The organism is Secundilactobacillus kimchicus JCM 15530 (assembly GCF_001433995.1).
Classification (GTDB): Bacteria; Bacillota; Bacilli; order Lactobacillales; family Lactobacillaceae; genus Secundilactobacillus; species Secundilactobacillus kimchicus.
Map to the genome: position 1 here is coordinate 117,984 of NZ_AZCX01000005.1, position 14,516 is coordinate 132,499.

The following is a 14,516-nucleotide window of genomic DNA, read 5'->3' on the forward strand; positions in this document are numbered from 1 at the left end:
AGCAAATGGCACTTAAGCGAGTTTTTGAGCGCCGCGAAATGAAGTACCTGTTAAGTATGGCGGATTATTTAGCGCTTCGCCGTTTAATGGGGTCTCATATGCAGGAAGATGAGTATGGTCGTACCGCTATCATGTCGTTGTACTTCGATACACCCGACTATCAGATGATTCAGAGCAGTATGGCCGGTGGCGACTATAAGGAAAAGTTTCGGCTTCGAAGTTATGGCACGCCCGGCCCGGAACAACCGATTTTTTTGGAACTCAAGAAAAAGATTGAGCGGGTGGTCTATAAGCGACGCATTAGCGTCCCGTACCGAACAATTCATCAGGTGATTTCACCCGGTCAAATCCGGGTGATGGACCGACCGTTAACGGCCAATGAAGCTCAGATTCAACGCGAGATTCAGTGGGTGTTTGACCGTTATCAACTGGAACCTAAGGTCTTGGTCGTTTACGACCGGATTGCGCTGTTTAAAGCCGATGACGCTGAATTTCGGGTCACGTTTGATTTCGATGTTCGTTATCGCACGGATGACATGACGATGGCTGATGGCAGTTTTGGGCAGCCCATCACAGCCGACTTTGACGTGATTATGGAAGTCAAAGCGATGGGGGCTTATCCGATCTGGTTTTCCGATATTGTGAATAAGCTGCACCTCGTTCGGGGACGATTTTCAAAGTATGGTTACATTTATGAACACTACATTAGTCAGGGGGAGACAAATAATGTTACAGAACCTGTTTGAAACCGGTAAGACGGTGCAGTATACAATGCCAACAATTCTAGGCAGCATCATGGCGTCAATCGTGTTAGGACTTTTTATCGGGTGGGTGTACATGTTTCGAAACGCCTATTCCAAGAACTTTGTGGTGACACTGGCCACGTTGCCAGTTCTCGTGCAATTGGTTGTGATGCTCGTTAATATGAACGGGAGCGTGGGCACTGGATTAGCTGTTCTTGGGGCATTTAGCCTGATTCGGTTCCGGTCTGTTGCTGGGAGTTCCCGCGACATTGCCACGATTTTTTGGTCAATGGGTACTGGATTGGCGACGGGCATGGGATTCATTTTTTACGCCGTCTTTTTTGCCGTCATCGTTGGCTCGTTAATGCTGATCTTAAACCTGACTAAGTTTGGGACCCGACAAGAAACGGGTGAGCGGGAGTTGCGAATTACCATTCCTGAGGAGTTGGACTATCCGAATTTGTTCGACGAGTTACTTAAAACGTTTACGTACGAGTATCAGTATGATTCGGTTAAAACGACGACGATGGGTTCGGTCTACGAGCTGTCGTATTACGTAAAGCTCAAGGATGTGAGTCAAGAAAAGCACCTGATTGATGAGGTCCGGGTGCGAAACGGTAATTTGCCAGTTGTGATGAGCAAAATTTCGTCACGAACGCAGGAACTATAAAATTGGATTAAGAGAAGTAGTGAGTTTAATTCTAGGGGGAATCATCATGAGTCAAACTAAACAGACCGCTAAGTACGCAGTATTATTATGTACCGCCACACTTTCAATGCTGACCATTAATGCATATGGGACGCACGCCCATGCGGCATCAACGGATTCAACTGTCCAAGCAACGCAGCCAGTGACATCAAATCAGGCGGCTAGCACGAGTTCAGCAACTGGTTCAAGCTCTGAAACCGCCAGTTCTGAGGCCGCCTCAACGCCCGCTTCGGTGGCGTCGACTGCGACGAGCACCGCCGCTGTTACGGTGGCCTCGTCTGGTTCGGTTGCTGAGTCGGTTGCGGCAAGCTCGGCAGCGCCGTCGAGTACCGCAATCAGTGAGGTGGCCTCAAGTTCTTCAGCTAGTGAGACCACTGATAGTGGGAGCACACAATCAGTCGCGCCGAGCGCGGCAAGTTCAGCTGCAACCGCCACAAATTCGGGGTCAACCACGTTTTACCCGAACGAGAATACGGCTAGCTCAGCCAATGATTCTCGTTCGAAGATTATTAATGGCAACATCAGTAACCTCAAGGCCGGAAAGTCTAACTTAGTTTGGGATCTAACTGGGGGTCTGTTTGGGACCCTTGACGATATGTTCGGCAATTCCGGCACGACCCATAACTGGCTTCAGGATGCAGCACGTGGCACCACAGCCATCACCGACCAGTGGTCCCAACAAAACCTCCCGGCTAAACACTTATTTACGGCTTTTTGGCGGTTGGCTCAAGCTGTTGCGTACCCTCTGGGTAAATTTTTACCACTGAATTTTGCTGGGAACACGCCAAAACCGTTTAAACCAGAAAGTGAACTAAGCACCGCCATTCCGACGATGCAACTTGATGGGAATCTTTTCATGGCGACGAAGAGTAATCCGTCAACCATGACCTTTACCTACTATGATCCGGTGGCGAAGGTGACAAAGACCGGCTATGCAAAGGTCAACTGGTCGGGAAGTTCAACGCAGATTTTGCCGAAGAAAAACTATAAGATCAAGTTGTACGAAGATGCTGAGTTGACTAAGAAACTGAACCTCAAGCTCTTTGCAGATTTTAAGAAGGAAAACGTCTACCAATTGAAGGCCAATGCAACTGATGTGACAATGTCACGCAATTTGGTGAACGCCGGGCTCTGGAGTCAAATCGTGCAAAGTGAAGATAACGTCCCCGTAGCTTTGAAATCAGCACCCAACACGGGGTCGGTTGAAGGCTACCCACTCTTTGTCTATACCAACGGTAAGCTGCAAGGCCTTTACACGTTAAACGTGGATAAAGACGAAAAGCTCTGGGGCATGGATAAGGATAATCCTGATGATATCGCCATTATGGGAAACACGAATAACGCTAAGGCGTTGATGTTTGAAGCAAATGAAGCCAAACTTGATGATACTGATTTTTCAGTTGAATCAGGGCCGATATCGGATACGGGCCGCGCAAACTTTAACAAGTTACTGACCTTTGTGAATACGTCATCCGATGCCGAATTTAAAGCCCACATTGGTGATTATATGGACGTCCAAAGCGCTGTAGACTATTACCTCTTTGATAATTTAATTGGCGGCATGGATAACATTGCCAAGAATGCTACGTACCTGTCATATGATGGTGGGAAAACTTGGCGCATGCAGATGTATGATATGGATTTAACCTGGGGAATGGGCCTGTTTGGTTTATACCTGACAAAGCCCGATGCTGATTATTTCAGTGCCTCGCGGACGACGAAGTTCCCATCACACAACAAACTGCTACAACGCATCGCCACGTTGTTCCCCGATGAGGTGGCTAGCCGTTATGCCACGTTACGCCAGAAGGGCTTAATTGATGCAACTAACATCAAGGACGCCTTTCACGACTTCATGATTAAGCCAACGGAACAAGCATACGTGGTTGACCAATTGGCGAACCCATCAGAAATGAATCAGTGGTTTACAAGTTACAAGCAGATTGCCGATACCGTTGATGTCCGGGTGAAATTACTGGACGATCACTTTGGTTACCAACCAACAACAGTGACGGCATCTCATTCAAATGCAACGGAAACTGTCTAATAAAAACGCCACGACTCCAGGTCTAATAGTTAAGACCGGTCGTGGCGTTTTTAGCATGATTAAAGGGATAATCTCCCCCGCTATAGTTCGAACAAAAATCATCCGTCAGCATAAGTATTGCCGGCGGGATAGGACGATCCTCCGGCAAAATCTGAGTCGTCAGGGGGAGTTGACTGCGAAGAAAGGCGAACCCTTTCTTCAATTAATTAACTGACAGGGGGAGGTTGTGCAGTCGCAACGACTCAGATTCACTTGTGATTATAGCTAAAATCTGTCAGAATCATAGTATAGTGACTCGCGAATCGACCACTTTGAACAATAATCGGCAGCTATTGCTATTTAGGTCCGGTGTTCAACATCAAAGGAGTGGGTAAAATGTCTGAAAAAACGGTTTTTCACGTTAACGGGTACCTTGGATTGATTGTGGCCATTATTTTGTTATTGGGCGGGGCATGGTGTCTCAAATTAGCGACGGTCACGATGATCATCGTCGGGGTTATTCTGATTTTAATTGCGCTGGTGGCAGGCAGCTCTCTGACCATTATCGCGCCAAACGAAGCCAAAGCCCTCACGTTTTTTGGCCGTTACATCGGGACAATTCGGACGGCTGGTTTGTACATGACGGTGCCGCTCACTAATAAGCAAACGGTCTCGCTACGGGTCCGCAACTTTAATAGCAACCTGCTAAAGGTCAACGACCTTCGCGGCAATCCGGTTGAGATCGCGGCCGTGATCGTTTTCAAGGTTGTGGACACGAGCAAGGCGCTATTTGAAGTCGACGACTACGAAGCGTTCGTTGAGATTCAAAGTGAGTCAGCCATTCGCCACATGGCTTCTGAATTTCCGTATGATTCATTTAACGAGACGGAGACCACGACGCTACGAAGCAACCCAACTGAAGTCTCGGACCAACTGACTCAAGAGTTGCAATCGCGATTGGAGATTGCAGGTGTGCAGGTCATTGAAACGCGACTGACCCACTTAGCCTACGCGACCGAGATTGCGAATGCCATGCTCCAGCGCCAGCAATCGTCAGCCATCTTATCAGCCCGGAAGATAATCGTTGAAGGCGCCGTTTCCATTACGGAAGACGCCATTGCCAAGTTGGAGCAGGATACCGGCCTGCAATTGTCAGATGATCGCAAACTTCAGTTGATCAATAACGTCATGGTGACCATTATTTCCGAGCGTGGGACCCAACCGGTTATTAACACTACCAATACAAATTAAAGAATGGCCAACGGTGGTTCGCTCGTTGGCTTAGGAAAGGCTTGGTCGAGTTCGATCAGGTCTTTTTTTGTCAGCGTGAGGTTACCCGCTAACACGTTTGCTTCAGCGTGCGAGGGGTCACTTGTTTGTGGAATGACTAGAATGTTAGGGTTTCGAATCGCCCAAGCGAGTAGAACTTGGTAGGTTGAAACCTGATGGCGCTCAGCGACAGCCTGAACGGCAGGACTGGCCGTCATGTTAGCACCTAACGAATCACCAGCGCCAACCGGACTATACGCAATAAAGGGAATCTGATGGGCCTCTTGCCAGGCCTGAAGCCGGACTTCGGTGCCACGGCTGCCTAAGTTATAGAGGTCCTCGTTAGCTGCGACGTTTTGGCCGGCGGGCAGTTGTAGGAGTTCTTGCATATCAACGTAGTCGAAGTTTGAGACGCCCCAAGCCCGGATCTTGCCGGTGTGTGTCAGCCGATCTAATTCGGCGACAGTTTCGGCTAACGGGGTTGTGCCACGCCAGTGATAGAGATACAGGTCCAAGTAGTCGGTTTGTAGCCGCTTAAGGCTGGCATCTAGACTTTTTTCTAGCCGACCGATTGAGGCGTTTGAGGGGAGAACTTTTGAAATTAAGAATAACGTCTCTCGAGAATAATCTCGGATGGCTTCACCCACCAGTGATTCAGAGCGGCCGGCACCGTACATTTCAGCGGTATCAATGACGCGGGCCCCGGCGTTGAGGCCAGCTTGGATGGCTGAGATCTCGTTTTTTCGAGTCTGGGGGTTATCGCCCATGTGCCAAGTACCAAGTCCAATGGCCGGGACGGATTGATGGTTAATGATCAGTTTTTTCATAAAAAAGCTCCTTTCAAAGCAGTGCGGCTCGTGCTAAAACACGACGAGTCAGCGGTGTTAACTCGGGTAATGAGGACGGGGCAAAAAAACGGGCCTCTGAAGTCTCGCTCGGTTGAGGGGTCAGTGGTTGCTGTTGGGTGACTTGGGTGTCATAGACTGCAATAACGGCATCAATTTGATCGCCGTTGGGATAAGTAAACTGGCAGTTGGGACCGCTTAAGGTGAACCGGGCGGTTAAATTCGAGAGGTGCAAGCCCGTTTCTTCACAAGCCTCTCGTTGGGCTGTAGTTTCCAAGGCCTCATTGAGTTCTTTCGAACCAGCTGGTAGTCCCCATGTCCGGGTATCCGTTCGGTGAACAAGCAAAAACTGGCCGGTTTCATTAAAAATAATCACCGCGGCACCCACCGAAATGAGTGGTTGGCTGCCGACTTTGGCTCGCAGGTCCAAAATATAGCTCATAAATGACGCCTCCTTTCAGTCTTCATTGTACGCATTACCCACTACAACGCAAAATATTTGTGAGTGAAGCGGATTCATTGAGCTCACCTATTGACTTAGCATTAAAAAGATTGTTAAAATATACTCATTTATTTCTAATAATTTTGTTTTGCACTTTTTGGCGAATCAAAAACAGGAGGAACTTTGAATGAGTTTTATGCATAACTTCTTACGACGAGAGGATCCAGCGGTCTATCAAGACAAGGATTCACATCTTGCGCGGGTTCTAGGAGTCAAGGATTTCCTAGCGTTGGGGGTTGGAACGATTGTATCGACTTCAATCTTTACTTTGCCGGGGGTCGTTGCAGCTCAACATGCCGGTCCAGCGGTTGCCTTATCATTTTTAGCTGCCGCAATCGTAGCCGGACTTGTGGCCTTTGCCTACGCTGAAATGGCCGCGGCAATGCCGTTTGCTGGTTCTGCTTATTCGTGGATCAACGTGGTCTTTGGTGAAGGGTTTGGCTGGATCGCCGGCTGGGCACTGCTGGCGGAATACTTTATTGCTGTGGCTTTCGTGGCTTCGGGGCTGTCCGCTAACTTTAGAGGCTTGGTGCAACCGTTAGGCTTTAATTTACCTAAGGCCCTGTCCAATCCGTTAGGGACCGACGGTGGCGTTATCGATATTACAGCCGTTGTGATCATTTTGTTAGTGGCCTTTCTACTCATGCGCGGTGTTTCTACAGCCGCTCGGGTCCAAAACATTTTGGTGGTGCTTAAAGTCTTGGCTGTTTTGGTCTTCATCGTGGTAGGGGCAACCGCCCTGCACGCTGAAAACTATGTGCCATTCATTCCAGCTCATCACGTTGGTGCGGATGGTAATCAGTTCGGGGGTTGGCAAGGCATTTACGCAGGGGTTTCGATGATTTTCTTGTCTTACATCGGGTTTGATTCGATTGCCGCGAACTCTGCAGAAGCGAAGAATCCACAAAAAACGATGCCCCGTGGTATTTTAGGTTCACTGGCCATCGCCGTCGTCCTGTTCGTTGCGGTAGCGCTTGTGCTCGTTGGGATGTTTCATTACAGCGATTATGCCAACAATGCGGAACCCGTTGGCTGGGCTTTACGTAAGAGTGGCCATGGCCTGGTAGCTAGTGTGGTCCAAGGGGTGGCTGTTATTGGGATGTTTACAGCATTGATTGGGATGATGCTGGCCGGTTCACGGCTCGTATACTCATTTGGTCGTGACGGAATGTTACCAAAGTGGCTTGGTCAGTTGAACCAGAAAAACTTGCCGAACCACGCCTTAGCATTGATTACAATCGTGGCCGTTATTATTGGGTCACTGTTCCCGTTTGCCTTTTTGTCACAGTTGATTTCAGCTGGGACGCTCATTGCGTTTATGTTTGTTTCTCTAGGAATCTACAAACTCCGCTCGCGTGAAGGAAAAGACATTCCGGAACCCTCATTTAAGATGCCATGGTACCCGGTTTTGCCGTTCATTGCGTTCTTAGGCGCGTTGGCCGTTTTCTGGGGACTTGATATTGATGCTAAAATCTACGCCCTTGGATGGTTCATTGTCGGTCTATTGGTTTACCTATTTTACGGGATGCACCATTCTTACTTGAATAAAAAAGAACCAAAATAAGCGTCAGTTGGAGGGATCGCTATGGGCAAAAACGAACGATTATTAGCAGATGAAGATGACGCGTTTGCGACGGCGGCGCGGGTCAAGTACTACAACATTGTGATTGACTCGGGGCAGGGCGCTGAGATCACGGATGTGGATGGGAACGCGTATATTGACTTGCTCGCGAGTGCCAGTGCGACGAATACCGGGCATTCGCATCCTCACGTGGTTCAGGCTATTCAGGATCAAGCTGCAAAGTTGATCCAGTACACGCCCGCTTACTTTGCCAATACCAATGGTGCCGAGCTGGCGCCCAGATTGACCGCGCTAGCTCCCATTAGTGGACCCACCGAACTCGCTTGGGGGAACTCAGGCTCAGATGCCAATGACGCCATTATTAAGTTTGCCCGGGCGTATACTGGCCGGCAGTACATTGTGAGTTTTACGGGGGCCTATCATGGCTCAACCTATGGCTCACTGAGTCTGTCCGCTGTCAGTCTCAATATGAGTCGAAAGATTGCCCCGTTATTACCCGGAATCGTGAAGGTGCCGTTTCCTGATCCTTGGCAACGGTTGGCGGGAGAGTCCGAAGACGCCTTTGTTGACCGGATGTTTAAGGCTTTTACGCTTCCGTTTGAGACCTATTTGCCGGCCGAAGAAGTTGCGGCAGTTGTGATTGAGCCCATTCAAGGGGATGGGGGCATCATTAAAGCGCCTGACCGTTATTTGCGCCAAGTGGTGGACTTCGCTCACGATCATGGCATTTTGTTTGCCATCGATGAAGTAAATCAGGGAATGGGCCGAACGGGCAAGTGGTGGTCAATTCAAAACTTCCCGGGACTTGAACCGGACCTGATGTCGGTCGGCAAGTCGTTGGCCTCAGGGCTCCCGCTCAGTGCCGTTATCGGCCGGCAAGAAATTATGGAATCACTTGGGGCACCAGCCCACGTCTTCACAACAGCGGGTAACCCTGTGACAGCGGCGGCTGCAATGGCGACAATTGATGTGATTGAACAGGAGCACTTACTCGATCAAAGCCGAATTTTGGGTGAAAAAGCCAAAGCGTTCTTTGAGGCAGAGCAGCAGAAATACCCGTTTATTGGCGACGTTCGGATGTATGGATTGGACGGTGGCATCGACATTGTTGATCCGGAAACGAATGCGCCGGATCCGGTTGCCACAACCAAGCTGATCTATCGCGTCTTTGAACTTGGTGCCATTATTATCAGTCTCCGGGGCAATGTCTTAAGATTCCAGCCGCCACTGGTGATTACTGAAGAACAGCTCAATAAAGCCTTTGTCATTTTGGCGCAAGCATTTTCCGAGTTGGCCGCTGGTCAGCTAAAATTACCTGCGAATGCTGATCAAATCGGCTGGTAGGAAAGGGCGGTCTGCGGACCGTCTTTTTTTGCAACTAAAAAATGGGGACCAACGTTTAGTTTTCATGAATTGTGAAAAGAATATCGAAGTGAAGTGGCCATGGTTTTAGATTAAAATTTACCGTCGTTTTTGTCTGTTATATCACCGTTTTTAAGTAATATGAGGAAAATTTTCAATCGAGTTTTACTAAAATTTACCCGTAAAATGTAAGCTGATTTCACAATTAATTTCATTTTGTTAGCGCTTTCTATTGATTTTTCAGGAAAGGTATTTTATTCTTAGGTAAGCGGTTACAAGAATGGCTGATGATTACCGATTCAACTGTCAGGTATTAGCCGTTGATCCAATGGTTTAGCTATTATGCGTTAGATTTTATTTTGAGGAGGTATTGGTGATGGCGGATAAAGATGAAAAGATCACCTTAGATCCGAAGTCTTTTGCAGAAGCCGTTTTGGGTGGTAATCCGAAGCGCGATGACGAGGAAGATAAGGTGTACATCAAGCGACAATTAACGCTGTACCTTGAGGCGATGTTACTTGCCCAAGACTTCAATGACTTGGAAGAGACGCGATTTGGGATTGCCAAATCAGAGCAACGGAATCAAATCTTACAAAAAATCATTGAGCGGCGTTACTAAGCCGTTTTGAATTCTAAGGAGAACCTGGCTAATGAAAAATGTTAAACAGTACACTTCGTATGCTTTAGGGGCCTTTGGTCATGACGCGTTTTATGCCACTTTATCGACTTACGTGATGATTTTTATCACTAGTCAGGTGTTTGATACGGCGGACAAAGCCTTTAACTCGAGAATGATTTATCTTGTCTCGACGATGATGGTGATTATCCGAATCGTCGAAATTGCCTTCGACCCGTTGATCGGTGGTGCGGTGGATAACACAGAGACCAGATGGGGGAAATTTAAGCCTTGGTTAATGATTGGGGCCGGCATTAGTTCCGTCATGCTGATCATTTTATTCACTGACTTTGGTGGTCTAACGACGTCTAATCCAGTTTTATACTTAGTTTTATTTGGAATCACTTATGTTATTCTTGATATTTTTTACTCGTTTAAAGATATTGCCTTTTGGTCAATGCTCCCCGCTTTGAGCACCGATGAAGGGGTGCGGGCCAAATTTGGGACGATTGGTCGGTTAGGATCAACAATTGGGGCCCAGGCGGTTCCAATCATCATCGTGCCATTAGTCGTTTGGTTTTCATCGCTAGTAGGCGCCAAAAATGGGGCTGAAAACCACACCGGTTGGTTGGGTTTTGCGATCGTCATCGGGGTTGTTTCCTTCCTTGGAGCCTTAGCAACCGCTGCTGGAACTAAGGAAAACAAGAGCTTGATCCGGTCAGACACTGAAAAGACCTCAGTGATCGGGATTTTTAAAGCGCTGGGTAAAAACGACCAACTCATGTGGTTGGCACTCTCCTACTTCTTGTTTGCCATGGGTTACGTGGTCACAAACTCGCTGTTACTTTACTACTTCACCTACGTCTTAGGAGCAGCTAAACAGTTCACGTATGCCGGTTGGATTATGGCCGTTCTTGGGGTTATCAGTGTGTCATTGTTCCCCGTGTTAGTTGCTAAAATTCACCGTGAAGCCATTTACATTGGTGGCATTGGGATGATGATCATCGGCTATTTAATCTTCATGTTTGCGGGAACTGACAGCACCATGGTGATGATTGCCATTGCCGTTTTCTTCTTCCCATACCCAATGATTTTCTTGGCCGCCCTCATGACCATTACTGACAGTGTGGAATATGGTCAGTGGAAGAACGGTCACCGAAACGAATCCGTCACACTCGCCGTTCGGCCATTGATTGATAAGTTAGCCGGTGCCTTTGCGAACGGGATCGTGGCCTTTGCTGCCGTTCAATCAGGAATGATTGGGTCTGCTAAGCCAAGTGATATCTCGGCTCACCAGTTATTTATTTTTAAGTCCTTCATGTTTTACGCGCCAATCATTTTGATTGTGCTTGCGGCCATCGTCTACTTTACGAAAGTGAAGTTAACTGAAGACCGGCACAAACAGATTGTGACGGAGTTGGAACAAAAACTACGGGCTAAACAAAGTTCAAATAAGCAGTAAGAGCATTATGCTGCAAAGATCGATTTGTCCAACCGACAAATCGATCTTTTTGTGTGTTTAACGAGGCGGCGTTCTGTGTTAGAATATTGGAAAATGATGAGAAAAGAGTGGTTGATTTGAGAACAACACGTCACCAATCAACTCGGGAAATTGTGGTTCTCGCGATGCTTATTGCGCTAACAGTGGCCATTGCCCGAATTTTGATTATTCCCGTTAGTTTCACCCACGGTAATATTAACTTCTGCGACACGGGTATTTTTATTGCAGCTTTGGTTTTGGGGCGGCGCCAGGGGTTATATGTTGGCGCACTAAGTGGCTTTCTATTGGATTTAATTTCGGGCTATGCGCAGTACATGATCTTCTCGTTGATTGTTCACGGTCTTGAAGGTTACGTTGCCGGATGGCTCGGCCATGATAAAGGTCACGCCCAAAAGGTTGTTGCGTTAGTGGTGGCCGCAGTGGTGATGGTGGTCGGCTACTTTGTGACGGACACCCTGTTATATGGAGCGGCAGCCGGAATAGCGGGTATTGCGACTAATGCGATCCAAGGAGCGGTCACTATGATTGCGGCGGTTGTGATTGCGTTGCCGCTTGAAAACCGGTTACCGCATGTGTTGGGAGAATAGGATGGTACCGGTAACGCCACTCATTGTGGCGCAGGATCTGTCAGCGGTGGGGCGACTTTCTATGACGGCGGCACTGCCCGTTTATGCGGCTGCGCAGGTACCGGTGGCGGCACTTCCGACGACGTTATTATCGACGCAGACTGAGGGGTTTGGTCAGCCCGTCAAGGTTGATTCTCAACAATGGCTGCGTGACTGTTTCGCCCATTGGCGACGTGCTAAATTATCATTTTCAGGAGCCGTTGTTGGCTACCTTGGGGATGAAAGGACCATTTCGGCGTTGAGTGCGCAACTTGAAATGTTGGCCTTACCGCAGGTGGTAATTGATCCGGTGATGGCGGATGGTGGCGGTCTGTACCCAGGGTTGCCAATGACTTATCCAGAGGCCTTAGTACCGTTGCTCAATCAGGCGACTGTGATGACGCCAAATTGGACGGAGTTACAGTTTTTAACGGGCGGTTCTGCCAGCGCTCACCCAACGATTGCTGAGGTTATCGCGCGTATTGACCGACTGAGAACGCGGTTTTCTAATGTGAACCAGGTGGTGATCACTGGTGTTCCAAATCAAAATCGGGTGTTGACGGTTTTTGATGATCATCATCGTTGGGACGTGGCGGCAACCGACAGAATCGCCGGCCATTACTACGGCGCCGGCGATGTTTTCACAGCGGTATTAGCCAGTGCGCTCTGGCATGGAAATACTCTGGCAGAGGCGGTTTTCACAGCTGTTGACGCCACGACAACGAGTATTTTGGCTACCCGTGATTCTGGTATTGAACCGCGCTTTGGGATGCAGTTGGGCGCTGCTTTGACCCAGGTGCAACAAAAAATCAAACCCAGTGACCGTTAACTATTGCGGGACTGGGTTTTTGATTGTTTTTGAATGAGATCACGCAAAAACATGTTCAACGACCTACAAAACTGGTTTAATTAAACTAAGGAAAGTCATTATATGAGAAAAGGGGAATTGCCATGATCTTTAATCCGCACGTTAACCGAAAAAATGGGCCCAGCGTTAAATGGGATATTGCCCGGGCGGCTGGAGACGACCGGATGCTGCCGATGACCATCGCTGATATGGATATTGCAACACCAGATTTCGTGTTGGATGCCATGCGGTCAGTGTTGGACGATCAGGTCTTGGGCTATGTTGCGCCTAGCCATGATTTTTATCAAGCCTTTATTCACTGGGAGGCGGTCCGCCATTCCGTCCAATTAACGCGAGATCAGATTATTTTGGCGTCAGGCGTTGTCCCAGCGATGGCGTTTGCTATTCGCCATTTAACGGCGACCAACGACCGCATTGTTGTAATGGCCCCGTATTACACGCCATATGAGAAGATCGTGACGGGGAATCATCGGCAGTTCGTGGCGTTTCCGCTAAAAGAGATCGATGGTCAATACGCCATCGACTTTGAGGCCCTTGAAGACGTCCTTGCTGTGGCGAACACTACCGCGATGGTGATTTGTAATCCGCACAATCCGAGTGGTCGAGTTTGGACGTTACCCGAGCTACAACGACTGCAATCCTTAGCCAACAAGTACAACATTTTGGTGTTAGACGACGAAATTCATGATGATACAACCCCGCCGCAAAATTATCCTATTTCGATGCTTTCAAAATTGATGGCCCCGGATAAGGTGGCTAAAACAGTGATGTTTAAGGCACCCACTAAGGCATTTAACATGGCCGGCAGTAAAGTGTCCTTCATGGTGACCCGCCACCCGGAACTGTTAGCGACACTTAAGGATGCGGCTGCGGCAGAGGCCTTTGAAGAGCTCAATACAATGGGGCTGGTCGGCGCTCAGGCCGCCTATGAAAAGGGCGCTGAGTGGCTAGATGCGGTTAATGGCTACCTGGCAGAGAATTGTGAGCACTTGGTGACTACCCTGAAAGAGACGACCAGGATTGTTCCAATGAGGCCCGAGGCCACGTATCTCGCTTGGTTGGATTTCCGGGCCTATGGCCTGTCAGAAGACCAACTGATTGATGAGTTAATGGGCCAGGACCATTTAGTTTTAAATGCTGGGAGTAGTTATGGTGATGAGGGTCTCGGTTTTATGCGGTTGAATTTTGCTGTGGATCTCAGCGTGCTTGACCAAGCCATCGAGCGGTTGCAGGCGTTTGACCAACGCCATCAGGGCGCGTAAGTTCGCCTGCCAAGCCGAGCGATATGGCAAAGTTATTCACAAATTGACGATTCCGCGTCAATTTGTGATAATCTAGCGCCAATAAAATACGGTATACTAAAGCCATACCTTGTAGGAGGGGTATGGTTTATGTGGGGAAACGAATAGATTTAACTGGAAACCGGTATAGCCGATTAATGGTTGTGTCGTTTGTTGGAAATTCCAAAAATGGCAACGCACGTTGGCTTTGTGAATGCGACTGTGGTCGGTTCATCGAAACGGACGGGTATCGGTTAAGAACGGGTCGCGTCCGGAGTTGCGGATGCTTACGGAGAGAAAAGAGTAGAGATCGGCTGTTAGGCTTTGCGGCAACTAAGCAAAACATAGGGGTCGCCGATAATTTACCAATTCATAACGGTACGGTGTTGCGGTTAACAGATAAGAATAACCAGTCTGGGGTGATTGGGGTTTCTTGGGACAAGCAAAGCCAGAAATGGGTTGCCCGATTAATGGTGCGAGGGAAATACGTCATTAATCGGAAGTTCCACAACTTTAACCAAGCCGTGTCATTCCGGCATCAAGCAGAACTTCAGTTTCGTGATCCACTACTTAGATAATTGGTAGGCCAGTTAAAAAGGCTGCCCACT

General features: G+C 48.4%; 14 protein-coding genes. 12 read left to right on the plus strand and 2 right to left on the minus strand.

Annotated features, from left to right (window positions below):
* Nucleotides 1-5 precede the first annotated feature (5 nt).
* From FC96_RS08250 to FC96_RS08265, 4 genes are all read left to right on the plus strand, one after another.
* Nucleotides 6-746, plus strand: a complete 741-nt coding sequence (locus FC96_RS08250; protein WP_082593474.1) for a polyphosphate polymerase domain-containing protein — start codon at nt 6-8, stop codon at nt 744-746.
* The gene (locus FC96_RS08255; protein ID WP_056942644.1) at nt 727-1,413 is read left to right on the plus strand and encodes a DUF4956 domain-containing protein; all 687 of its coding nucleotides are present in this window, start codon (nt 727-729) and stop codon (nt 1,411-1,413) included. The genes FC96_RS08250 and FC96_RS08255 overlap by 20 nt, the downstream gene beginning before the upstream one ends.
* A gap of 46 nt (nt 1,414-1,459) precedes the next feature.
* Complete coding sequence (locus tag FC96_RS08260; RefSeq protein WP_056942645.1) at nt 1,460-3,499, plus strand: CotH kinase family protein; 2,040 nt, start codon at nt 1,460-1,462, stop codon at nt 3,497-3,499.
* 375 nt (nt 3,500-3,874) lie between these two features.
* Nucleotides 3,875-4,729: an SPFH domain-containing protein gene (locus tag FC96_RS08265; RefSeq protein ID WP_056942646.1), complete on the plus strand. Its 855-nt coding sequence runs from the start codon at nt 3,875-3,877 to the stop codon at nt 4,727-4,729.
* On the opposite strand, the gene FC96_RS08270 is transcribed toward FC96_RS08265, so the two are convergent.
* Both FC96_RS08270 and FC96_RS08275 read right to left on the minus strand, forming a co-directional pair.
* A complete protein-coding gene (locus FC96_RS08270) occupies nt 4,726-5,574 on the minus strand; it encodes an aldo/keto reductase (protein ID WP_056942647.1) in 849 nt (282 codons plus the stop codon). The two genes, FC96_RS08265 and FC96_RS08270, sit on opposite strands and share 4 nt — an antisense overlap.
* A gap of 13 nt (nt 5,575-5,587) precedes the next feature.
* The gene (locus FC96_RS08275; protein WP_056942648.1) at nt 5,588-6,034 is read right to left on the minus strand and encodes an NUDIX hydrolase; all 447 of its coding nucleotides are present in this window, start codon (nt 6,032-6,034) and stop codon (nt 5,588-5,590) included.
* Nucleotides 6,035-6,221: 187 nt separating this feature from the next.
* Here FC96_RS08275 and FC96_RS08280 point away from each other — a divergent pair, with 187 nt between their 5' ends.
* The 8 genes from FC96_RS08280 (at nt 6,222) to FC96_RS08315 (ending at nt 14,486) form a co-directional block, all read left to right on the plus strand.
* Nucleotides 6,222-7,658: an APC family permease gene (locus FC96_RS08280; RefSeq protein ID WP_420835110.1), complete on the plus strand. Its 1,437-nt coding sequence runs from the start codon at nt 6,222-6,224 to the stop codon at nt 7,656-7,658.
* Between the two features lie 21 nt (nt 7,659-7,679).
* A complete protein-coding gene (locus FC96_RS08285) occupies nt 7,680-9,020 on the plus strand; it encodes an aspartate aminotransferase family protein (protein ID WP_056942649.1) in 1,341 nt (446 codons plus the stop codon).
* Between the two features lie 394 nt (nt 9,021-9,414).
* On the plus strand, nt 9,415-9,657 hold the full coding sequence (locus tag FC96_RS08290) for a hypothetical protein (RefSeq protein WP_056942650.1): 243 nt from the start codon (nt 9,415-9,417) through the stop codon (nt 9,655-9,657).
* A 31-nt stretch (nt 9,658-9,688) separates the two neighbouring features.
* Entirely contained in the window at nt 9,689-11,116 is a 1,428-nt protein-coding gene (locus FC96_RS08295) for a glycoside-pentoside-hexuronide (GPH):cation symporter (protein ID WP_056942651.1), read from the plus strand.
* Between the two features lie 116 nt (nt 11,117-11,232).
* The gene (locus FC96_RS08300) at nt 11,233-11,742 is read left to right on the plus strand and encodes an ECF transporter S component (RefSeq protein ID WP_235804743.1); all 510 of its coding nucleotides are present in this window, start codon (nt 11,233-11,235) and stop codon (nt 11,740-11,742) included.
* Nucleotide 11,743: 1 nt separating this feature from the next.
* Nucleotides 11,744-12,589, plus strand: coding sequence for a PfkB family carbohydrate kinase (locus tag FC96_RS08305; RefSeq protein WP_056942652.1), 846 nt, complete (start codon nt 11,744-11,746; stop codon nt 12,587-12,589).
* A gap of 122 nt (nt 12,590-12,711) precedes the next feature.
* Nucleotides 12,712-13,890 (plus strand): MalY/PatB family protein, encoded by a 1,179-nt coding sequence (locus FC96_RS08310; protein ID WP_056942653.1) that lies wholly within the window; start codon nt 12,712-12,714, stop codon nt 13,888-13,890.
* A 131-nt stretch (nt 13,891-14,021) separates the two neighbouring features.
* On the plus strand, nt 14,022-14,486 hold the full coding sequence (locus FC96_RS08315; protein ID WP_235804744.1) for an alcohol dehydrogenase: 465 nt from the start codon (nt 14,022-14,024) through the stop codon (nt 14,484-14,486).
* The last annotated feature ends 30 nt before the right edge of the window (nt 14,487-14,516 follow it).

Excerpts from the sequence above, each read along its gene's own strand:
- FC96_RS08250 (WP_082593474.1), top strand. The coding sequence starts at position 6 with ATGGCACTTAAGCGAGTTTTTGAGCGCCGCGAAATGAAGTACCTGTTA.
- FC96_RS08255 (WP_056942644.1), top strand. The coding sequence starts at position 727 with ATGTTACAGAACCTGTTTGAAACCGGTAAGACGGTGCAGTATACAATG.
- FC96_RS08260 (WP_056942645.1), top strand. The coding sequence starts at position 1,460 with ATGAGTCAAACTAAACAGACCGCTAAGTACGCAGTATTATTATGTACC.
- FC96_RS08265 (WP_056942646.1), top strand. The coding sequence starts at position 3,875 with ATGTCTGAAAAAACGGTTTTTCACGTTAACGGGTACCTTGGATTGATT.
- FC96_RS08270 (WP_056942647.1), bottom strand. The coding sequence starts at position 5,574 with ATGAAAAAACTGATCATTAACCATCAATCCGTCCCGGCCATTGGACTT.
- FC96_RS08275 (WP_056942648.1), bottom strand. The coding sequence starts at position 6,034 with ATGAGCTATATTTTGGACCTGCGAGCCAAAGTCGGCAGCCAACCACTC.
- FC96_RS08280 (WP_420835110.1), top strand. The coding sequence starts at position 6,222 with ATGAGTTTTATGCATAACTTCTTACGACGAGAGGATCCAGCGGTCTAT.
- FC96_RS08285 (WP_056942649.1), top strand. The coding sequence starts at position 7,680 with ATGGGCAAAAACGAACGATTATTAGCAGATGAAGATGACGCGTTTGCG.
- FC96_RS08290 (WP_056942650.1), top strand. The coding sequence starts at position 9,415 with ATGGCGGATAAAGATGAAAAGATCACCTTAGATCCGAAGTCTTTTGCA.
- FC96_RS08295 (WP_056942651.1), top strand. The coding sequence starts at position 9,689 with ATGAAAAATGTTAAACAGTACACTTCGTATGCTTTAGGGGCCTTTGGT.
- FC96_RS08305 (WP_056942652.1), top strand. The coding sequence starts at position 11,744 with ATGGTACCGGTAACGCCACTCATTGTGGCGCAGGATCTGTCAGCGGTG.
- FC96_RS08310 (WP_056942653.1), top strand. The coding sequence starts at position 12,712 with ATGATCTTTAATCCGCACGTTAACCGAAAAAATGGGCCCAGCGTTAAA.